General features: G+C 57.5%; 21 protein-coding genes. 11 read left to right on the forward strand and 10 right to left on the reverse strand.

All coding sequences use genetic code 11. From position 1 onward, the window contains the following. Window positions 1-60: 60 nt before the first annotated feature. Both B3Y70_RS01655 and B3Y70_RS01660 read right to left on the reverse strand, forming a co-directional pair. Window positions 61-372 (reverse strand): AzlD family protein, encoded by a 312-nt coding sequence (locus B3Y70_RS01655; RefSeq protein WP_014422237.1) that lies wholly within the window; start codon window positions 370-372, stop codon window positions 61-63. Further along, complete coding sequence (locus B3Y70_RS01660) at window positions 362-1,108, reverse strand: AzlC family ABC transporter permease (protein ID WP_153740994.1); 747 nt, start codon at window positions 1,106-1,108, stop codon at window positions 362-364. The genes B3Y70_RS01655 and B3Y70_RS01660 overlap by 11 nt, the downstream gene beginning before the upstream one ends. A gap of 302 nt (window positions 1,109-1,410) precedes the next feature. On the opposite strand from B3Y70_RS01660, the gene B3Y70_RS01665 reads away from it, so the two are divergent. After that, the gene (locus B3Y70_RS01665) at window positions 1,411-2,508 is read left to right on the forward strand and encodes a Leu/Phe/Val dehydrogenase (RefSeq protein ID WP_153740993.1); all 1,098 of its coding nucleotides are present in this window, start codon (window positions 1,411-1,413) and stop codon (window positions 2,506-2,508) included. A 90-nt stretch (window positions 2,509-2,598) separates the two neighbouring features. After that, on the forward strand, window positions 2,599-4,011 hold the full coding sequence (locus B3Y70_RS01670) for a sodium-dependent transporter (protein ID WP_023011167.1): 1,413 nt from the start codon (window positions 2,599-2,601) through the stop codon (window positions 4,009-4,011). Window positions 4,012-4,018: 7 nt separating this feature from the next. Here the strand turns inward: B3Y70_RS01670 and B3Y70_RS01675 are convergent, their stop codons facing one another. Genes B3Y70_RS01675 through B3Y70_RS01685 form a run of 3 tightly spaced genes read right to left on the reverse strand, consistent with a single transcriptional unit; the run spans window position 4,019 to window position 7,078 of the window. Beyond that, window positions 4,019-4,915: an NAD-dependent protein deacetylase gene (locus tag B3Y70_RS01675; RefSeq protein ID WP_023009147.1), complete on the reverse strand. Its 897-nt coding sequence runs from the start codon at window positions 4,913-4,915 to the stop codon at window positions 4,019-4,021. 28 nt (window positions 4,916-4,943) lie between these two features. Beyond that, window positions 4,944-5,495 (reverse strand): DUF1415 domain-containing protein, encoded by a 552-nt coding sequence (locus tag B3Y70_RS01680; RefSeq protein WP_183576603.1) that lies wholly within the window; start codon window positions 5,493-5,495, stop codon window positions 4,944-4,946. Continuing rightward, a complete protein-coding gene (locus B3Y70_RS01685) occupies window positions 5,492-7,078 on the reverse strand; it encodes an ABC-F family ATPase (RefSeq protein ID WP_023009149.1) in 1,587 nt (528 codons plus the stop codon). The genes B3Y70_RS01680 and B3Y70_RS01685 overlap by 4 nt, the downstream gene beginning before the upstream one ends. 180 nt (window positions 7,079-7,258) lie before the next feature. Between B3Y70_RS01685 and B3Y70_RS01690 the strand changes: the two genes are divergently transcribed. Further along, window positions 7,259-7,537 carry a peptidylprolyl isomerase gene (locus B3Y70_RS01690; RefSeq protein ID WP_199452385.1) on the forward strand — a complete coding sequence of 93 codons (279 nt, stop codon included), beginning with the start codon at window positions 7,259-7,261 and terminating at the stop codon, window positions 7,535-7,537. Between the two features lie 57 nt (window positions 7,538-7,594). On the opposite strand, the gene B3Y70_RS01695 is transcribed toward B3Y70_RS01690, so the two are convergent. After that, complete coding sequence (locus B3Y70_RS01695; RefSeq protein WP_011786327.1) at window positions 7,595-8,422, reverse strand: DUF2059 domain-containing protein; 828 nt, start codon at window positions 8,420-8,422, stop codon at window positions 7,595-7,597. Between the two features lie 189 nt (window positions 8,423-8,611). Between B3Y70_RS01695 and B3Y70_RS01700 the strand changes: the two genes are divergently transcribed. Further along, entirely contained in the window at window positions 8,612-9,241 is a 630-nt protein-coding gene (locus B3Y70_RS01700; protein WP_183576605.1) for a lysozyme-like domain containing protein, read from the forward strand. Between the two features lies 1 nt (window position 9,242). Here B3Y70_RS01700 and B3Y70_RS01705 read toward each other — a convergent pair whose 3' ends face one another. Then, window positions 9,243-10,142, reverse strand: a complete 900-nt coding sequence (locus tag B3Y70_RS01705; protein ID WP_031210210.1) for a LysR family transcriptional regulator — start codon at window positions 10,140-10,142, stop codon at window positions 9,243-9,245. A 127-nt stretch (window positions 10,143-10,269) separates the two neighbouring features. Between B3Y70_RS01705 and B3Y70_RS01710 the strand changes: the two genes are divergently transcribed. Then, window positions 10,270-10,464, forward strand: a complete 195-nt coding sequence (locus B3Y70_RS01710) for a hypothetical protein (RefSeq protein ID WP_014422246.1) — start codon at window positions 10,270-10,272, stop codon at window positions 10,462-10,464. 86 nt (window positions 10,465-10,550) lie between these two features. Here the strand turns inward: B3Y70_RS01710 and B3Y70_RS01715 are convergent, their stop codons facing one another. Further along, a complete protein-coding gene (locus B3Y70_RS01715) occupies window positions 10,551-12,233 on the reverse strand; it encodes an AMP-binding protein (protein ID WP_199452386.1) in 1,683 nt (560 codons plus the stop codon). A gap of 315 nt (window positions 12,234-12,548) precedes the next feature. Next, complete coding sequence (locus tag B3Y70_RS01720; protein ID WP_031211329.1) at window positions 12,549-12,977, reverse strand: Lrp/AsnC family transcriptional regulator; 429 nt, start codon at window positions 12,975-12,977, stop codon at window positions 12,549-12,551. Window positions 12,978-13,092: 115 nt separating this feature from the next. On the opposite strand from B3Y70_RS01720, the gene B3Y70_RS01725 reads away from it, so the two are divergent. Both B3Y70_RS01725 and B3Y70_RS01730 read left to right on the forward strand, forming a co-directional pair. After that, window positions 13,093-14,193, forward strand: coding sequence for an arginine N-succinyltransferase (locus tag B3Y70_RS01725; RefSeq protein WP_199452387.1), 1,101 nt, complete (start codon window positions 13,093-13,095; stop codon window positions 14,191-14,193). After that, window positions 14,183-14,983 (forward strand): DUF1338 domain-containing protein, encoded by an 801-nt coding sequence (locus B3Y70_RS01730; protein ID WP_199452388.1) that lies wholly within the window; start codon window positions 14,183-14,185, stop codon window positions 14,981-14,983. The genes B3Y70_RS01725 and B3Y70_RS01730 overlap by 11 nt, the downstream gene beginning before the upstream one ends. A 12-nt stretch (window positions 14,984-14,995) precedes the next feature. Here B3Y70_RS01730 and B3Y70_RS01735 read toward each other — a convergent pair whose 3' ends face one another. After that, the gene (locus B3Y70_RS01735) at window positions 14,996-15,655 is read right to left on the reverse strand and encodes a protein-L-isoaspartate(D-aspartate) O-methyltransferase (protein ID WP_023009156.1); all 660 of its coding nucleotides are present in this window, start codon (window positions 15,653-15,655) and stop codon (window positions 14,996-14,998) included. A gap of 176 nt (window positions 15,656-15,831) precedes the next feature. On the opposite strand from B3Y70_RS01735, the gene B3Y70_RS01740 reads away from it, so the two are divergent. The 4 genes from B3Y70_RS01740 (at window position 15,832) to B3Y70_RS01755 (ending at window position 19,079) form a co-directional block, all read left to right on the forward strand. Continuing rightward, window positions 15,832-16,497 (forward strand): hypothetical protein, encoded by a 666-nt coding sequence (locus B3Y70_RS01740; protein WP_023009157.1) that lies wholly within the window; start codon window positions 15,832-15,834, stop codon window positions 16,495-16,497. 162 nt (window positions 16,498-16,659) lie between these two features. After that, window positions 16,660-18,318 (forward strand): L,D-transpeptidase family protein, encoded by a 1,659-nt coding sequence (locus B3Y70_RS01745; protein WP_199452389.1) that lies wholly within the window; start codon window positions 16,660-16,662, stop codon window positions 18,316-18,318. Then, window positions 18,318-18,773, forward strand: a complete 456-nt coding sequence (locus B3Y70_RS01750; RefSeq protein ID WP_199452390.1) for a hypothetical protein — start codon at window positions 18,318-18,320, stop codon at window positions 18,771-18,773. The genes B3Y70_RS01745 and B3Y70_RS01750 overlap by 1 nt, the downstream gene beginning before the upstream one ends. 129 nt (window positions 18,774-18,902) lie before the next feature. Then, on the forward strand, window positions 18,903-19,079 hold the full coding sequence (locus B3Y70_RS01755; RefSeq protein WP_011786343.1) for a DUF1328 domain-containing protein: 177 nt from the start codon (window positions 18,903-18,905) through the stop codon (window positions 19,077-19,079). Window positions 19,080-19,081: the final 2 nt, after the last annotated feature.

Here is a 19,081-nt window from a genome sequence, read left to right on the forward strand (position 1 = left end):
TCACTTAACGGCACCATCACCGAAAACTTGAGCAGATTTCAACCACACCCACCGACGACATCAGAGCAAATAACGAACCGTCGCAGCGGCCAGCAAGCCAATAGCGATAGCGGGAAGCGGCTTGTGGAGCACAAGCATGGAAACCGTCGTGGCTACCAGTGCTGCCAGCGCACCCAGATCGCCACCCACCGCCATGGGTACAATGATGGCGATCAGCACCGAGCTGGCCATGGTATTGATAAAACTCTCTACCCTCGGATTGATGCGCACAAACGACATCACGAACACGCCGCCAAAACGGGTAATCAGTGTCACCACGGTCATGATAGTGATCAGCGCCAGCACACCGAGGGTGGTAGTTTCAATGGTCACCAGACACCTCCCGCTGGCTATCCGCCACCTCGGTTTTGTGTTCCAGCCAGAACAAACCGACCAGACCACCAGCGATCGCGCCAACCACCACGTGCATATTGGGCGGTAGCCATTTCCAGGCGGCAAGGGAGGCTGCGCCGGAAACGCACCAGGCGACCAGCACCCGCGGGGATTTATTGCCACCCAGTGCCATGGCCAGCAGGAAGCAACCCAGCACCATATCCAGCCCGAAGGCTTTGGGGTTCTGTAACAAACCGCCGAAGTAGACACCCAGGGCTGTACCAACAATCCAGGCCAGCCACAGCACCAGACCACCCCCGATAATCACTTCGAGGTTGCGCCTGCCATTCTGATAATCCTGGGCCGAGACCGCCCAGTTGGCATCTGTGAGCAACAACAAAAGCGCGTAGCGGTGTCCGGGCGAGACTTCTCTCAGCATCGGGTAAAGCGAGGCGCCCATCAGCAAGTGCCTGGAATTGATGGCAAAAACCACGGCGATCAAAGGCAGAACCGAAACATCGGCCCCCCAGATATCCACCGCCGCAAACTGCGAAGCGCCGGCAAACACGGTCGTGCTCATCAGGATAGACTGCAGCGGCGTCAACCCTTCCTGAATGGCGGCCAGACCAAAGGCAGCACCAAACGCCACCACAAAGAATGAGATGGGGAGCAGGCGGAAGAACTCGGAACGGACTTTCCGCGAATCAAACTGATAAGGATAGGAGGCGACAGACATCTGAAGAAGCTAAGCCGGATAGTGCAAAACGCGTATAGGTAGAAACCACCATTAAGCGTTTTTTTCTTACCAGTGCTCAGGCAGTTAGATGATTAAATCAAACAAGTTCACAATTCCGCCGGCCGCCAAGGTTGACGTTCACGTAAACTTGCATTAGCTTGAATTTCGTCCAGCCCCAAAAGGGCAACCCGACCAATCCTTCGGGAGGACACCTGAAATCGACACCCTGGCCACAAGCCAGACCGACAAAAACAAGACAGAACCTGCCGCCGGGATCCGGCTGTGCGGGAGAGGATTTCAATATGCTGTTCAGCCATCCGGAGTTCGATCACCACGAACACCTGTCGTTTTTCTGCGATGCCGAAACCGGCCTCAAAGCCATCGTCGCTATTCACAACACCTCTCGCGGCCCCGCTTTAGGCGGTTGCCGAATGTTTCCTTACGCCAGTGATGAAGAAGCGCTGCGAGATGTGCTTCGCCTGTCCAGGGGCATGACCTACAAATCGGCCCTGGCCAATCTGGACCTGGGTGGTGGCAAATCCGTGATTATTGGCGATCCGCGCAAGCACAAAACACAAGCCCTGCTGGAGGCTATGGGCAAGCACCTGGAAAGCCTGGGAGGCCATTACATTGCGGCCGAAGACTCCGGCACCAGCGTGCCGGATCTGAAAGTGATGGGGCGCCATACCCGCCATGTGGCCGGCGTTGCCTACCGTACCGGATTCGACGGCACCCCCAGTAACGGGGATCCCTCTCCTGTCACCGCTTACGGCACCTTTGTTGGCCTCAGAGCAGCAGTAAAACACCGGCTCGGCAGCGACGACCTTACCGGCCTGAAAGTAGCCATCCAGGGCATCGGTAATGTCGGGTTCCGTCTGGCCCAACACCTGAAAGACGCTGGCGCTGAACTCTGGGTGAACGATATTCACGCCGACAACATGCAGCGGGCTGTCGACCAGCTCGGCGCACACGCCGCCTCGGCGGAAGACATACTGACTCTGCCCGTAGATGTTATCGCACCCTGCGCCATGGGCGCCGTCCTGAACGACCGCAGTATTCCTGCCATTCGCGCCGGTATCGTCGCAGGCGCGGCCAATAATCTGCTGGATCGCCCGGAACACGACGCGGCACTGAAACAGCGGGGCATTCTGTACGCTCCAGACTTTGCGATTAACGCCGGCGGCATCATTGATGTGTTCTACGAACGCACAGGCGCATCCCCGGAAAAAGTGCGCGCCCATGTGGAAACCATCGGCGATACCCTGACCGAAATTTTTAACCGTTCTGACCGCACCGGGCTCCCTACCGGTGAAATCGCCAATGAACTGGCTGAAGAGCGGTTCACCAAGCATGCCGCGGGTGCTGGGCTGGCGCCCCAGCGGCTGTCTCGCACCGGATAACCTGACACCGGTGCTTCCCCTTGGGAGCCGCAGTCTCTGCGGCTCCATTTTTAACCCCAGTAACAACAACAAGACCTTCGGGAGAAAACCATGTCTGTCTCATCATCCGGTTCTGCTGCCTATTCCGGCAGCCTTGAGGGCTCCAATGCCCAGCGCGGGCTCTGGTCATCACGGCTCGCGTTCATCCTCGCGGCCACCGGTTCCGCTGTGGGCCTCGGAAACATCTGGAAATTCCCCTACGTAACCGGCGAAAACGGCGGTGGCGCTTTTGTGTTGGTGTACCTGCTGTGTATCGCCATCATCGGTATTCCCATCATGATGGCCGAGGTGATGATCGGCCGTCGTGGTGGCCACAGCCCGGTTAACAGCATCAAGGCCATTGCCCAGCGGGACGGACTGAACCCGGCCTGGAAACTGGTTGGCGCCGTGGGCATTCTTGCAGGCTTCCTGATTCTGTCGTTTTACTCGGTAATTGGTGGCTGGGCCATTTCCTACGTTGGCACCACCGCCAGCGGCCAGCTCTCCGGCCAGACCGCAGACGCCGTGGGTGCTATTTTCTCGGGTCTGCTGAGCAATCCCGGCACCCTGTTGCTGTGGCACACCGTGTTCATGGCCCTGGTGATGCTGGTGGTTGCAAAAGGTGTGCGATCCGGCCTGGAACGGGCCGTCAGCATTCTGATGCCGGCACTGTTTGTACTGCTACTGATTGTGGTCGGCTACGCCATGACCACCGGCCACTTTGGCCAGGCGGCAGCCTTCCTGTTCCAGCCGGACTTCTCCAAGCTCACCACCTCCGGCGTACTGGTGGCACTGGGACACGCATTCTTTACTCTGAGCCTGGGTATGGCGGTGATGATGGCCTATGGTTCCTACCTGCCCAAGAAGATTTCCATCGCCAAAACCTCCATTACCGTCTCGGTGATTGATACCGGTGTCGCCCTGCTGGCCGGCCTCGCCATTTTCCCGATTGTCTTTGCCAACGGCCTCGAGCCCGGTGCTGGCCCTGGCCTGATTTTCCAGACCCTGCCCCTGGCCTTCGGTCAGATGCCCATGGGCTCACTGTTCGGCACCCTGTTCTTTGTACTTCTGATTTTCGCCGCCTGGACCTCTGGCATTTCCCTGCTGGAACCGATCGTTGAATGGCTGGAAGAACAAAAGGGCATGAACCGCACCGTCAGTACGCTGGCTGCCGGTGTGGTGTGCTGGGCTCTGGGTATTGCCTCTATTCTGTCGCTGAACCTGTGGGCGGATTTCGCACCACTGGGCTTCATCCCGATGCTGGAAGGCAAAACCATCTTCGACCTGCTGGACTTCTTCACCGCCAACATCCTGCTGCCGCTGGGCGGGCTACTGGTCGCGTTGATGGCGGGCTGGGTGATGTCGAAACCGGCCATGGAGAAGGAGCTGGCCCTGTCACCGGGTACGTTCAACCTGTGGTTTGTCACCGTGCGCTTCATCACCCCGATTGCGGTGGGCGTGGTGTTCATCTACAACCTGATGTAAATAACGCTCACAACTGATCGAGGGAGGCCTTCAGGGTCTCCCCGATCCTCGCGTTCAGTTTCAGATCCACCAGATCCTCAGCCCGGGTCCGCCCCAGATTCAGGGTGGCAATGGGCTTTTTCCACTCGCTGGCGTAGCGGCAGAAACGGAAGCCGGAATACACCATCAACGACGAACCGATCACCAACAGGCCATCGCTCGCCTTGAGTACATCAAGCGCAGAGTACACCCTGTCCTTTGGCACATAATCCCCGAAGAACACTACATCCGGTTTCAGGATACCGGCGCATCTGGGGCAGTCCACCGGTCGGAACTCGGAAAAATCCACATCCAGATCGGCATCCCCATCCGGTGCCGTCTCCGCTGTGTACTTCCGAAATCCGGGATTGAGCTCGGCGCAACGGTCATGTACCTCATCCCGGGGGCAACGATAGCCGCAGCCCATACACACGACTTCGTCCGCCCGCCCGTGTAGATCCGTCACCGCCCGGGTGCCCGCCTTCTGGTGAAGACGATCCACGTTCTGGGTAACCACCAGGCTGCTGTGGTTGAGCAGTTCCAGATCCGAAATGTAGTGATGGGACGGGTTAGGCGCGGCATTACGCATGACCGGCCAGCCAATCAGACTGCGCGCCCAGTATCGCTGGCGGGTGAGGAAGTCCTCCATGAACGCCTTATGCTGCACCGGTTGCTTACGCTTCCAGGCACCATCGCCATCACGATAATCCGGAATACCGGAATCCGTGCTCACGCCGGCTCCGGTGAGAATCATCAATCTTGGATGTTGTTGGATAAACTCCGCCAGCAACGCCCCGGCTTCGTTCGGGTTATGCATCACAGGCGGCGTTTCCAGCTCGGGCAGGCGCTGGCTGGAACTGAATGGGCGGGTTCGATGCTCAGTCATTTCCGTTACAACTCAGAGGCTCGGAATGTCAGGTTTCGGCGTCGGTGCACCGTTTCAGAATAGTACGCATCTTCTCCACACCGAGCTCATTCATCAACGCAATATTCCGGTCGGGAATACCATCTACGTCCGGATAGTGATCAATAGCCGCTTCCAGACTCGCCTCCCGCAACAGGTGCAGCATGGGGTACGGTGATCGATTGGTGTAGTTTTCCGCGGCCTCTGCATCGGTGCCGGCGAACTGATAGTCCGGATGGAAACTGGCAACCTGAAAGACACCTTCCAGCTCCAGATAGCTCAGCAAGGCATCCGCGGCATCGAGAAATTCGTTGTAAGCGAGAAAATCCTGCAACACACCAGGATGGATCAACAACGTGGTTTCGACGTCCGGCTCGTCTTCCAGGCGCTGCAACTCTGACTGCAACGCCTGTAGCAGCTCATCCTCGTTCTCCGCCTCGCTGACGACAAAACGCACGCGGTTCTTGACCAACTCGCGCTTGGCGAAGGGGCAGAGATTGTAACCAACCACCACATCTTCAACCCATTGCCGGGTGGCGCTTACAACCTGTGGTTCATTCATAGGTAGCCCTGGCTCCGAAGATAATCGTCATAGGAGCCACTGAAGTCAGTCACTCCATCAGCTGTGAGCTCAATAATCCGCGTCGCCAGCGAGGAGACAAACTCGCGATCATGGCTTACGAAAATCAGCGTTCCCGGATAGTTCTCCAGCGCCAGGTTCAAAGCCTCGATAGACTCCATATCCAGGTGGTTGGTGGGCTCGTCCATCAGCATCACATTCGGTTTCTGCAGGATCAGTTTGCCGAACAGCATGCGGCCCTGCTCACCCCCCGAGATTACCTTTACAGACTTGCCAATATCATCACCGGAAAACAGCATCCGCCCCAGCGTACCGCGCACTAATTGTTCGCCGCCGGTGGTCCATTGCGCCATCCAGTCGGTGAGGGTCTCGTCGCGGGCAAAATCCGCGGTGTGGTCCTGGGCGAAATATCCAACCTCGGCACTGTCGGTCCACTTCACCTCGCCGGAATCTGGCTCATAAGCGCCAGCCAGGCATTGCAGGAGTGTGGTTTTACCAATCCCGTTCGGGCCAATAACAGCCACGCGTTCTCCCGCCTCAATCTGCAGATCCAGGTTTTTGAACAAGGGGCCTTCATCGAAGCCCTTGGTCAGACCTTTCAGAGTCACGGCCTGACGATGCAGCTTCTTGCCCTGCTCGAAGCGGATAAAGGGACTCACGCGGCTTGAGGGCTTCACCTCTTCCAACTGGATCTTGTCGATCTGACGGGCGCGAGAGGTGGCCTGTTTGGCCTTGGAGGCGTTGGCGGAGAAGCGGCTGACGAACTGCTGCAATTCCGCAATCTGGGCTTTTTTCTTGGCGTTGTCCGCCAGCATGCGCTCTCGGGCCTGGGTGGCGGCGGTCATGTATTCGTCGTAGTTGCCGGGGAACAGACGCAGCTCACCATAATCCAGGTCCGCCATGTGGGTACATACACTGTTCAGAAAGTGACGGTCGTGAGAGATGATGATCATGGTGCTGTTGCGGGCCACCAGAATGTTTTCCAGCCAGCGGATGGTGTTGATGTCCAGGTGGTTGGTGGGCTCATCCAGCAACAGTACGTCGGGGTCAGAAAACAAAGCCTGTGCCAGCAGCACACGCAGTTTCCAGCCCGGCGCCAGAGCACTCATGGGGCCGTTGTGCTGCTCCAGAGGAATATCCAGGCCCAGCAGCAACTCACCGGCTCGGGATTCCGCGGTGTAGCCATCCATTTCGGCAAACTGCACTTCCAGGTCTGCCACGGCCATACCGTCTTCCTCACTCATCTCCGGCAGCGAATAAATGCGGTCCCGCTCTTTTTTCACATTCCAGAGTTCTTCGTGGCCCATAATCACAGTGTCCATCACTGAGCACTGTTCATAGGCAAACTGATCCTGACGGAGCTTACCCAGCCGGGTATTCGGTTCCAGCATGACCTGGCCCGCCGATGGCTCCAGATCACCACCCAGAATTTTCATCAGGGTGGATTTACCGCAACCATTCGCCCCGATCAGGCCGTAACGGTTGCCGTTGCCGAATTTGGCCGACACATTTTCAAACAGGGGCCGCGCCCCGAACTGCATGGTGAGATTGGCGGTGGAGATCAAGAAACAAACCTGTCGAAGTAGAGGCCGACGAGCGCCGGCGAAAAGAAAGCCGGCATTGTACAGGTTTGCACCAGAGACTGTGAGGCCGCAGAAACACGGACAAAAACCGCTTGCCTCAGGGCGCCGCTGCGGGCAGCATTCCGGTCTGTGTTCCATTCACCCAACGACAGGAAATTGATCATGGCACAAGCAACCGCACGCCACATTCTGGTAGACAGTGAAGCCAAGTGTGAGGAACTGAAGAAAGCCATCGAAGGTGGCCAGGGTTTCGCAGAAGTCGCCAAGCAGCACTCGTCCTGCCCTTCCGGCCGTAACGGCGGCGACCTGGGTTCTTTCGGGCCGGGCCAGATGGTTCCGGAGTTCGACAAAGCCGTTTTCAACAGCGAGCTCAATACTGTGATCGGCCCCATCAAGACCCAGTTTGGCTACCACCTGCTGGAAGTCACCAGCCGCAGCTGATCCGATGATTGGCCCGGCCGGTGTTCGGAATATCTCCGACGCCGGCCGGAGTGCGTCCTACTCCGATCCTGCCGGCGGTGCCATAAACCTCGATATCTGCCGTCCAATGCTCTCGACAGGCTCCATGATCGCCTGCTGAATACTGCTGGTCACAACCTGAGAAAACTGCTTACCGGCGGGGCTTTCGAGGAAGTCCAGGTACAATGCCAGCTCCTGGGCGCTGATCTTGTCGTAGGTATAAAGATAGCTGTCGTAGACCTGCTGGCCAACCACACCCCGAAGCATTCCTCGCTGGTTTTCGATACGGCGCTCCAACTGCTCATAGTGCATTGATTCGCTGCTGAGTGCCGACATGGCAGTGGCCAACCCCAACTGAACAGCAATGGTGGTATCCACCGCGCTTTCGGTTGCCCGGGCGGCCCGGTCGAATCGATCGAACATCTCGGCTTTGGGAGTGCCTTTGTACTTTCGATTCAATTCCGGCGCGCTGGCCTGAATCTGCGGCCAGGCTTCCGGCGCCGAGGCGGCAATCTCTGCGCTCGAAATTTTTCGGGCGACGGGTGTCTGGTACCACTCACTTACCGCCTGAAGCTGTTCGTCCGTCAGCTGTGCTTGCAGATCGGTAATGATCTGCTGCTCAATTTTGTCGGCGCTGAAACTGCTGCTCACGACATAGCCAACGGTATCCGCCACCATGGGCGGCACCTGACCGCGTTGTTTCAGCCCTTCCCGAATACCCTGGCTTAGCATCGCCGGGTATTGCTCAACAATGTCGTCAATCGGGGAGGCTTCGAGCACACTGGCGGCATCCGGGGCCGCCTGAGCTGAGCCCACGCCAAGCATGGCAACGACTAAAACAGGTTTAACTAGGGCCAATCGCTTCATTTACCTATCATCCTGACTAATGCAATAACTCTCTTATGCCATGGGCCCAAGGCTGGCAGCAAGCAATCCAGGGGTTCAGGAGATGACAGTTTGGTAGGAATACGCAACAGGTCAGGCCGAAAGAAAAAGAGCCGCCATAAGGCTGAAAAAGCACGCTGGCTTCGCTTGGCAAAATGGTATGGGCCACCGGTGGCCGGCCTACTGATCGGGATCTGGGCCACGCTCCGCTTCAGCCTGCTGGCTCCGGATCCCCCGGCGAGACCGGAAAATCTTTGCGACATTTTCCGGGAGCATCCGGTCTGGTACGACTATGCCAGCGGGTCACAACAACGCTGGGGAACCCCCATTGCCACCCAGATGGCCTTTGTCTATTACGAATCATCGTTTCGAAGCCATGCCAGACCACCGCGTACCCGGCTATGGGGTCTGATTCCGTGGGCAAGACCAACCACAGCCTTCGGTTACGCCCAGGCCCTTGATCCAGCCTGGCAGGAATACCTGGCAGCAAACGATGGTGACTGGCTGACGGTGCGCAGCGATATGCAGTATGCCCTGGATTTCGTCGGCTGGTATAACCGCCTGAGCCACCAGCAACTGGGTATCCCCTATACCGCCCCGAGGGAACTGTACCTGGCCTACCATGAAGGCAGAACCGGCTATGCCCGGCGCTCCTTCGACCGTAAGCCGCAGCTTCAGGCCCTGGCCAGCCGGGTCCGGGCCAGGGCTTACCGCTACCACAACCAGTTGCAGCAGTGCGAAGCGGAGTTCCAGTGCTGGCGCTGGTACCAGTTCTGGCCGTTCTGCTCGGCTGAAGACTGAGCTACAGGGCTCCCGAAATCTCGATCACCGACTCCAGACCCTGCAAGCGCTCTACCAGAAACTCCATGACCATTCTGACCCGGGCCATCTGCTGGGTATCCTGGTTTACATGGAGCCAGAGGTCGATGCTTTCGCCCTCCAGAGGATCGGACAGCCGCCGCAATTCCCTGGTGGCGTCGCCCAGGTAACAGGGCAGTACTGCCAGGCCTGCCCCGGCCCGGGCAAGGGCATGCATGGACTGCAGGCTATTGCAGCGAATCACCGACGTGACATTTTTCAGCTGTTTGCGGTACCAACGCCCCGTTGCCAGGTGGCTGAAGGATTCGTCTGGCAGTATCCAGGTACAGCCTTCCGGCTGATTCTCGATATCCATGTTCCGGTGCCGGCGGCAGTATTTTGCTGCGCCATAGACCGCGGATTCGATTGCGGCAATCCTCTCACCTTCCAGCGTTGCCTGGGGCTTGTTCTCCGGCCGAAGGGTAAGGTCGGCTTCCCGGTGGCTGAGATTGGCCACATCGTTATCAGTGAGAACCTCCAGCTCAATCTCGGGATAGGTGCGCACCATCTCGGCCAGAATCGGGCTGAGCAGTTCATTCATCATCACGTCTTCGGCGGCCACACGAACCTTGCCAACCGGTGCGGAATCATCCCCCACCAGTTTGCGTTCAAGGTTTTCCATATCGGTAGCCAGCCGTTCAGCCTCCCGAAAGGCCATTTCTCCCACGGGTGTGAGCTGCAATCCGCTCTGGTTACGCTCAAAAAATTGCACCCCCAGCGACTCTTCCATCTGATCAAGTCGCCGTAAAACAGTCGTTTGGTGAACACCCAGAATTTCACCGGCTTTTGCAAGCGTTCCGCCTATTGCAAGGGCCCTTATATATCGAAGATAATCCCAGTCCATAATCACTGCATATTTGCAACAAGGGTACGGATTTTAACGTATTCAAGCTGCAAAAAAGAATCCTTAGAATTGAACGTAAATTAAAGATAGATCGCTAACAATCCACCAGATGAAGGAGGAAGGCGCTATGACTCAGAACCATATCGCAACCGTTAAACCGCTGCCGTCCAGTATCCTCCACAACAGTACTGAGGTCAGGCGCCAGTATACCCGCGCTGCCGCAAGGCAGGCGATGCAGTTTATCAGCCGCAAGGTGCGAATTTTCAATCGCAAGGCGGTAGCCGTGGCGCAGGATATGCCCCAGGTTCAGGGCGGCCACTAAAACAGACTGCACGCCTTTCGGGGTTGCTGAATAAAAAACGCCGGCATGTTTCCATGCCGGCGTTTTTTTTGTTCGCTTGTACCCGGTCAGAATTCCCAGATCACTTTGCGTTTCTGCTCAAACCACTCGTCCATCTTGCGGTTGTAGAAATCCTCGATGACATTGCGTTTGATCTTCATGGTGGGCGTGAGCATACCGTTTTCCATGGTCCAGGGTTCACGTACCACGACGACAAAAGCCACCTTTTCGTGGGACTCACATTCCGCATTCACGGAGTCCAGTTCCTCCGCCAGCTCTTGTTCCAGCTCGCTGCGACTGCCTCCCCGCTCCAGTTCATCGCGGGCCTCCTCGGAGAGCAGTACCATCAGGCACGGCTGGGGCTGGTTGGCACCCGCCACACACACCACTTCCGCCTTGGGGTGATTGAACCGGTTCTCGATAGGCACCGGCACCACGTATTTCCCCTTTGATGTTTTGAACAGGTCTTTTACCCGCCCGGTAATGCGCAGGCATCCATCACGGTCAATTTCACCCATGTCACCGGTTTTGAGAAAACCGTCATCCGTCAGGTCTTCCCGGGTTTTTTCCTCGTTCTTGTAATAACCGAGCATCTGGCCCGGACTCCTCACCTGAACCTCGCCTCCTTCCCCGATTCGATGCTCAACACCCGGGTTGGCCATACCAACGGTGCCCACCTTGGCCTGGCCCGGACGGTTGGCATGGGAATAGCCGAAGTTCTCGGACATGCCGTAGACCTCCAGCAACTCCAGACCAAGGTTTCGGTACCAGCCGATGATCTCTGCCGAGAGCGGAGCCGCACCGGTGAGTGCCGCCCGGCAATGATCCAGCCCCAGCTGTTTGAGCACCTTCTTCTTAACCAGCGTGTTCAGAATCGGGATATTGAACAGCAATTTCTGCTTCTTGGGCGGCAACTTCGCATTCACCCCCAGGTAGAATTTCATCCACAGGCGAGGCACCGAGAAAAACAGGGTTGGCCGGGCCCGCTGCAGATCCTCCTGAAAGGTATCCAGCGAGTTGGCAAAGTACAGATGGAAACCGTAATACAGTGACTGGGTCTCCACCGCCGCCCGTTCGGCCACATGGGCCAGGGGCAGATAGGACAACATACGTTCGCTGGCCGATACGGGGAATAGCTGCTGCAGCCCGTCAGCAACCGAGATCATGGTCCGGAAGCTGTGCATCACGCCTTTCGGCCGCCCGGTACTGCCAGAGGTGTAAACAATGGTGGCCAGATCATCGGGATCGGGCAGTTTCGGTATCGCCGGGGACTGTTCGGCGATGATGTCCTGCCATTTGGGCGTGTCGTCCCGAGGCGATAGGGGCAGCGAGATAATCGGTAATTGCTCGGGAATATGGCCTTTGATGTCATGCCAGCCATCGGCCGTGCCATCGAGTTTGCCGAGAAACAGCATCTGAGTTTCACTGTGGTCCAGAATATAGGCTGCGGTCTCGCCATTCAGAGTTGGATAGAGCGGTACGCTGACGTGCCCTGCTGCCCAGATGGCCAGATCGGACAGAATCCAGTGGGCGCTGTTTTTGCCCAGAATCCCGATATTGCTTCGCTGAGGCAACCCCAGCGTGTTCAGGTGGGCGGCCATGCGCGACACCTGGTCGGCGGCTTCACGCCAGGTAATATCTTCAACACGCCCGTCTGGGTAGGGCTGGGTCAAAAAAACGTTGTCGGGAGTATGCTCTGCCCAGTAATAAAGGCAATGCAGTGAAGTCTGCTTGTTCGGGTCTACGGCCATTGTGCGTCCTTGTTATTGTTTTCTTCCTCTCCATACTAGCCAACTTTCCGACTCCCTCAATAGCAATAACAATCCCGGTGATTGGCCGTTTAGCTCGAATCTGAGACCTGTCACTCAAAATACTTCGTGACATCCGTCAAGTCTGGTCTAGATTGAAAGTTGCAGCGTAAAGATTGTCATCACCTCAGGAGGTCGTTATGAAATCGTCAACGCGCTCTGTTCTGATCTTTCCGGCCTGGGCCCTGATTCTGGTCGGTTCCGGTGCCTTCCTCTACAGCGCCTGGGCAGGCATGCTCGGCTCCTGACCGTCAAACGCTAACGTTTGAAGCGGGTTTCCAGCACGACGGCTGAATTGGTTCGTTCGACGCCTTCGAGATTGCCGATGTCGTCCAGCACCTTACTTAACTCCTCCAGAGTACGGGCCTGGACAATCGCTATAAGGTCATATTCCCCGCTCACGGCAAATAACTGTGCCACCTGGCTGATACGCTCCAGTTCCGTGTTGGTTCGGGCGGTCAGCTTCTGCCGGACCTTGATAGACACGTGGGCTTCCACCTGCCCTTGCAGATAATCCCCTCCCAGAATCACTGAATAGCCGCGAATGACGCCGCTGGCCTCCAGCCTGGCAATGCGATTCTGAATCGTTGATCGGGACACGTGCAGTGCTTTGGCCAGTTCGGTCACACTCGTACGGGCATTGCGCCGGAGCAGAGCAAGCAGTTTCTGATCGCGACTTTCTGTCATTTTGATCCCCAAACTTATCATTTCAACAAAACAATAGATCATTTCGAACATTCTGACACTGCAAACCGGCGGCTTACGCACTCATACTGATAAAAAACAATTTTGAGGTGCCGCCATGATTATTCGCCCGGTTCGTCATGACGACCTGAACGATCTGTACGAGATAGCCTGCGAGTCCGGCCCGGGATTTACTTCCCTGATGCCGGACAAAGACCGGCTATCCCGAAAAATTGAGGGCTCAATTCGCAGCTTCCGCTCACAGGCCGTCGACCACAGCGAACAACGCTACCTGTTTGTGCTTGAAGAGGAGACTTCCGGGCAGATCATGGGCACAACCGGCATTACCTCTGGAACCGGCCGGTCGCAACCGCTTTACCATTTTCGCCACAGCACCCTCACTCATCACTCCAGAGAGTTGGGGCTACGGCGCTCCGTGGGCGCGCTCACCCGCTGCGTGCACTACCGGAACTGTACGGAGTTCTGCTCACTGTATCTGCGCCCGGCTTTTCGCCGCGCCAATGCCGGCAAATTACTCTCCAAAGTCCGCTTCGCCTTTATCGCCCAACATCTGGACCGCTTTCCGAACCTGGCCATTGCCCAGATGCGGGGTGTGGCCGATGAACTCGGCCAGTCGCCCTTCTGGGACTGGCTGCGGGATCACTTTATTGATCTGGAGTTCAGCCATGTCACGCAACTGGCGGGTGCTGGTTCACTGGACTTCGTCGAGGACCTGATGCCTTCATTACCTCTCTATACTCATTTAATGAGCAATCCGGCCCGGGCTGTCATCGGTCAGGTGCATCCGGACACCAGGCCCGCGCTGGCCATGCTCAAGGCAGAGGGGTTCCGCCATCGGGGAATGGTGGATCTGTTCGACGCCGGCCCCACCGTTGAATGCCGGACAGATGACATCCGCAGTGTCCGGGAAGCTGCACTGATGTCGGCAGAGATCAGCACAACCGGAAACCAACACCTTACAGACACAGGCCGCCCGGTGCTTGTGACTAATACCGGGCTCGAGGGCTTTCGCGCGATGGTTGTGAATACAGACACTCACGCCCTGGCCAGCGGCCGGATCGAGCTTTCAACCAAGCAAGCCGATGCGCTGGACCTCAGTGTGGGCGCATCAGTACGAGCCCTGCCCCTGGGCCAGCAAGCCATTCCGGCGGCCTCAATCCATGTCACAGATTCTGCGGAGGTTCACTATGCACTCTGACGTCGACACCCTGTTTCGCGCGCTCTGGGAAGACTACCGGGCCGTAACACCTTCGGCAGACCGCATTCATGCCCTGCTGGCCGAGCGCGAGAACACCGCCATCGTCAATGATCATATCGCCCTGAGAACCTTCAACCCGGCGCCGGTGGGTCTGGACGCCCTGGCTGCGCATTTCCTGGCTTTAGGTTACCAACCCTGTGGCGAATACCATTTTGAAGCCAAGAAGCTCTACGCCCGGCATTACGAGCACCCGGACCCGGAGGTGCCAAAAGTGTTTATCTCCGAACTGCTGGTCGAACAATGCTCAGACCAGCTGCAAGCGGTAGTGCAGGGTCTGGTAGACCAGATCGACCCGAAAAGGGTACAGGCTGATGACTTTCTCTACTCAGGCCGACACTGGAATCTGGATTACTCAACCTATCGACAGTTGCTTGAGGAAAGTGAATACGCCGGCTGGCTGGCAGCCTGGGGCTATCGCGCCAACCACTTTACCGTGAGCATAAACCACCTGGACACGATTCACTCGGTACCAGACATCAACACGCTGCTGAAAGAACAGGGTTTTTCCGTGAATGCCAGTGGTGGAGAAGTGAAAGGTTCACCGCAGGACTGCCTGGAACAGTCGTCCACTATGGCCGACCGTGTTACCGCGCACTTTACCGACCAGGACGCAGTCATTCCGAGCTGCTTTTACGAATTTGCCAAGCGCTACCCAATGGCCAACGGCAAACTCTATAGCGGTTTTGTTGCCGCCTCCGCCGATCGGATTTTCGAGAGCACCCATAGTTAAACCAGGGAAGGCTTAAGGCCAGCCTTCCTCACCCAGCAGCGGGACAAAGCGTACATCGCCGTAGCTCGCCTGCTCATACTCGGAATCCGACAGCCGGGTGATGCAGAGCAGTTGCTGAAGGCCGCCCTCTGTGCCCACCGGAATCACCAGCCGCCCGCCGACCGCCAGTTGTTGCTTGAGGGCCGCTGGCACCGCAGGGGCTCCGGCAGCCACGCAGATGCCATCAAATGGTGCTGCCTCTGGCCAGCCTAACGTACCGTCTGCGCATTTCACATGCACCTGGGTGAAGCCTGTTCGGTCCAGATTTTTGCGCGCCTGGGCCGCCAGTTCCGGAATACGCTCAATGGAAAAAACTTCCAGAGCGAGACTGGCCAGGACGGCGGCGGCGTAGCCCGAACCAGTGCCAATATCGAGCACTCGCTCGCGGCCCTTTAGACACAGAGCTTCTGCCATCAGGGCAACGATGTAAGGCTGAGAAATGGTCTGACCCTGGCCAATGGGTACCGGGTGGTCCTCATAAGCCTCGAAGCGCAGATGTTCGGGAACAAACTGCTCTCTGGGCACACGCTCCATGGCCTCCAGCACCCGTCCATCGGAAATACCCCGAGGCACCAGCTGGCACCGGACCATGGCCCGTCGCATATCACTCAGATCCTGTCCGTCTTTGTTCATAAGGTGTCCCTCCTCATGCTTACCTGTCGTTACAAAGGCATAACTTTTTTACAACAGTGCGAACACCCGGGACTGACTACTTTTTAACCACAGGTTACTCCTGATGCCGACACAGGAGAACCAGACAACAACAAAAAGATCAGGGCCCATAAACCGGCCCGAATGGAGCGCAGACCATGTCAACATCCGTGGATCATCTTCAGGAACGTACCCAGGACGCCAGCGACCTGCTAACGGACATCGTACCCTCGGCCATTACGCTCGCCACCATGCTACGCCACCGGAAAATGGCGGCCTGGTTGCGGGAAGAATTTGATGGCTACACCGACAAGGACAAGGCCCCGCCCTACCGACGCGACCTGCCCGGTCACATTGTTGCAAAATCACCCCAGTACGGCTGGATTCCAGCGCCGGTGGATGAGCGCCAGACCGCGGAATACGGTCACCTGGACCTTCCGGAGGGCATCAAGTCCCTGGAGCAGGTGTGCCTGAACTGCAAGAAAGGCAATGGTCATCGGGCGTTGCTGGACAAAGACGACATGGCCCATGTGCAAAAGCAAATCAACCTCAAGGCGGAACTGGCGATCAATCTCAGCCGTGAAGTTTACTGCCGCCTGCTGCGCACCATCCGCTCGGCGATCTACCTGTGGACAGAGTCCCTGGCCGACGCCGGCATGACCGGGGAACACAATCATTACAGCCCGGAAGAACGTAAGACCGTGGAGCACCTGGACACCCCTGAGGCTTTCTGGCGCCAGGCCATGGAACAGGTGGATGAACTGCCCGTGCCCGATGTCAGGGAACTGGGTTTCCTTGAACGTATGTTTGGGCGCGCTGGCTAAGCCCCAGCCATTGCCGCCCGCAGCCTCGGGCGGCAGAAGCCAACCGCGCTTTGCCCCTACCGGGATTGAACGATCAGGCTATACTGCCGTCAGATAGACTGCCCAGGCATTACGGACACCGCAGGGACAGCCTTTGATCGTACACCGCAATAGAGGCGCAGAATGCAGGAAGCTCGTTACCCACTCACCCTGTACTGGCTTCTCCTGGCTCTGGTGTTTGCGGTTCCGGCCAGGGCCCAGGGCAATGATGGACTGATCAACCGCATTGAAGCCCTGCAGGCTGGTTACCCGGTATCGGTGCTGGAATCCCGGCTATATGCCAAGGAAGCGCTGACGCGATTCTACGAAGCCAGAGGGTACACGCTGGCCTGGGAGGACCCAAGCAATCGCAGGGAATTGCTCGAAGCCATCAGGGAAGTGGCCGGTGACGGCCTCAACCCCGGCGACTACCACTACGACACCCTTGCAGCACTCGCCCTGAAAGACCTGAATGACAGTGCCGAGGAATTACAGACCGACCTTGACCTTGTACTCTCGGATGCCTTCCTGCTACTGGCGTCCCACCTGCACCACGGCAAGGTCAACCCCACAACCATCCATGCGGAATGGACCGCCAACCGCCAGCAAAGGGAGATGCAGTCGGTCTTGGCCGAAGCCCTGGCCAGCGGCACCGTCTACACCACCCTGCAGGATCTGAAACCCCGCTCTGCGGCCTACCATCAACTGGTACAACGACGTAAAGCGCTGGGTGAGCTGATCAGCGCAGACTGGCCGGCTATCGTTTCGGGACCAAGTATCCGACCAGGCGATACCGATAACCGCATACCCGACATTCGTCGCCGCCTGGCAATGCTGGGCGACCTCTCCGGCGACTCGCCAGAAGCCTCGAATCACCAACACTACGACGACGCCCTGGCCACTGCGATCCCCTTATTCCAGGCCCGACACGGCCTGGAACCAGATGGAATCGTCGGCCGGGACACTCTGACAGCGCTGAACCTGTTGCCCCTGGAACGGATATACCGCCTGGACGCCAACCTGGAACGGTGGCGGTGGTTACCGGAATCCCTGGGAGAAACCTATGTCGTCGTTAACATCGCCGGTTTTGAGCTGGTGCTCGTAGAGAGCGGCGAGCAGGTCCATCGCCAACGGGTAATTGTTGGCAGGCCATACCGGCAGACGCCAGTATTCAGCGATCGCATTCGCTACCTGGTTTTCAATCCGACCTGGACGGTACCCCGGAAGCTGATGATCGAAGACCAGCTACCGATCATACGGTCAGATCCGGAGTATCTGGAGCGCCTGGGCTTCAAGGTTTTCAGAGGCTGGGGCGCAAACCAGAGCGAAGTCGATCCAGCAGAAATCGACTGGACGAAACTCTCGAAGAACAACTTTCCCTACCAGCTGATTCAGCAGCCCGGCCCCCAGAATGCGCTGGGCCAGGTCAAATTCATGTTCCCGAACCAGTACGATATCTACCTCCACGATACCCCGGCGCAATCGTTGTTCAGTCGGCTGGAGCGAACCCTGAGCTCCGGCTGCATCCGTCTGGAACGCCCCTTTGAGCTGGCCGAACGATTGCTGGCAAACACCAACGGATGGAACAAAAAGCGAATTGAGCAGACCCTGGCAACCGCCGAACCGGCAACCGTAGTGCTATCGGAACCGGTGCCTGTGTACCTGCAATACTGGACCACCTGGATTGATCCGGCCGGCGTTCTCCAGTTCCGGAACGATGTGTATGATCGTGACCGCCGTTTGCTGCAGGCACTGCGTGCAGATTCTGAGGGTAAAGCGTCACTGACACCAAGGAGCCTCTGATGAGACTGAAGCTTACAATGCTGGCGATCTCGGCCATCGTACTGTCCGGATGCCAGAACCTTCCGAACGCAAAGGAAGGGGCCAACCGTAATGTTGTTTTTCTCAAGGCCACACACTGTCTGGAGGAACCCGTCGGCGACCAGGATCGTATTCATTTTGGCCCCTGCCTGAAGATTACCGACATCAATGGAGAAGCGCCGACCGTGCGCAGCGACGGCTTTATTGAGCTGCCCGTTGCCCGGCCTGTAACCCTCGGTACCAGCTGTGTCTACCGCCATGCCGATGGCACTCCGATTCCTGCAACCGTGGGCACCGCAGAGTTTCAGGTGGACAGCACCACGTTTCCGGAAGGCGGCCAGCGTTGGTACCTGCATGCCCACGAGCAGGCACGAGGTGTCGTTGGCTGTCAGCCAACACTCTCCACGTCGGTGTTTCCGACCCGAAAAACGGACTGAAAAGAACTCTATTGCGGCGATGGCCAAATGACGGGGCCGTTACCATCCCTCCACAAAACCCGCTGAAAATTGCGTACCTGGAAGCCCTGTGCCACGGTTAAAAAGCAACCCTTGAAAGGAGGACACGAAATGCTCTATTGGGCTATTGTTTGTCTCGTAATTGCAGTGATCGCAGGTATTCTGGGTTTTGGCGGTATTGCAGGCACAGCAGCCGGCTTCGCGAAGATACTGTTTTTCGTCTTTCTGGTGCTTCTGGTGGTGTCGCTGGTCGTTAACGCCCTGCGCGGTAAGGGGCCAAAGGTATAGCA

This window comes from Marinobacter sp. UBA5687, from assembly GCF_002420325.1.
GTDB lineage: Bacteria > Pseudomonadota > Gammaproteobacteria > Pseudomonadales > Oleiphilaceae > Marinobacter > Marinobacter nauticus.

Excerpts from the sequence above, each read along its gene's own strand:
- B3Y70_RS01730 (WP_199452388.1), top strand. The coding sequence starts at position 14,183 with ATGCACTCTGACGTCGACACCCTGTTTCGCGCGCTCTGGGAAGACTAC.
- B3Y70_RS01665 (WP_153740993.1), top strand. The coding sequence starts at position 1,411 with ATGCTGTTCAGCCATCCGGAGTTCGATCACCACGAACACCTGTCGTTT.
- B3Y70_RS01740 (WP_023009157.1), top strand. The coding sequence starts at position 15,832 with ATGTCAACATCCGTGGATCATCTTCAGGAACGTACCCAGGACGCCAGC.
- B3Y70_RS01690 (WP_199452385.1), top strand. The coding sequence starts at position 7,259 with ATGGCACAAGCAACCGCACGCCACATTCTGGTAGACAGTGAAGCCAAG.
- B3Y70_RS01710 (WP_014422246.1), top strand. The coding sequence starts at position 10,270 with ATGACTCAGAACCATATCGCAACCGTTAAACCGCTGCCGTCCAGTATC.
- B3Y70_RS01695 (WP_011786327.1), bottom strand. The coding sequence starts at position 8,422 with ATGAAGCGATTGGCCCTAGTTAAACCTGTTTTAGTCGTTGCCATGCTT.
- B3Y70_RS01670 (WP_023011167.1), top strand. The coding sequence starts at position 2,599 with ATGTCTGTCTCATCATCCGGTTCTGCTGCCTATTCCGGCAGCCTTGAG.
- B3Y70_RS01675 (WP_023009147.1), bottom strand. The coding sequence starts at position 4,915 with ATGACTGAGCATCGAACCCGCCCATTCAGTTCCAGCCAGCGCCTGCCC.
- B3Y70_RS01745 (WP_199452389.1), top strand. The coding sequence starts at position 16,660 with ATGCAGGAAGCTCGTTACCCACTCACCCTGTACTGGCTTCTCCTGGCT.
- B3Y70_RS01750 (WP_199452390.1), top strand. The coding sequence starts at position 18,318 with ATGAGACTGAAGCTTACAATGCTGGCGATCTCGGCCATCGTACTGTCC.
- B3Y70_RS01720 (WP_031211329.1), bottom strand. The coding sequence starts at position 12,977 with ATGACAGAAAGTCGCGATCAGAAACTGCTTGCTCTGCTCCGGCGCAAT.
- B3Y70_RS01735 (WP_023009156.1), bottom strand. The coding sequence starts at position 15,655 with ATGAACAAAGACGGACAGGATCTGAGTGATATGCGACGGGCCATGGTC.
- B3Y70_RS01680 (WP_183576603.1), bottom strand. The coding sequence starts at position 5,495 with ATGAATGAACCACAGGTTGTAAGCGCCACCCGGCAATGGGTTGAAGAT.
- B3Y70_RS01725 (WP_199452387.1), top strand. The coding sequence starts at position 13,093 with ATGATTATTCGCCCGGTTCGTCATGACGACCTGAACGATCTGTACGAG.
- B3Y70_RS01660 (WP_153740994.1), bottom strand. The coding sequence starts at position 1,108 with ATGTCTGTCGCCTCCTATCCTTATCAGTTTGATTCGCGGAAAGTCCGT.
- B3Y70_RS01705 (WP_031210210.1), bottom strand. The coding sequence starts at position 10,142 with ATGGACTGGGATTATCTTCGATATATAAGGGCCCTTGCAATAGGCGGA.
- B3Y70_RS01715 (WP_199452386.1), bottom strand. The coding sequence starts at position 12,233 with ATGGCCGTAGACCCGAACAAGCAGACTTCACTGCATTGCCTTTATTAC.
- B3Y70_RS01755 (WP_011786343.1), top strand. The coding sequence starts at position 18,903 with ATGCTCTATTGGGCTATTGTTTGTCTCGTAATTGCAGTGATCGCAGGT.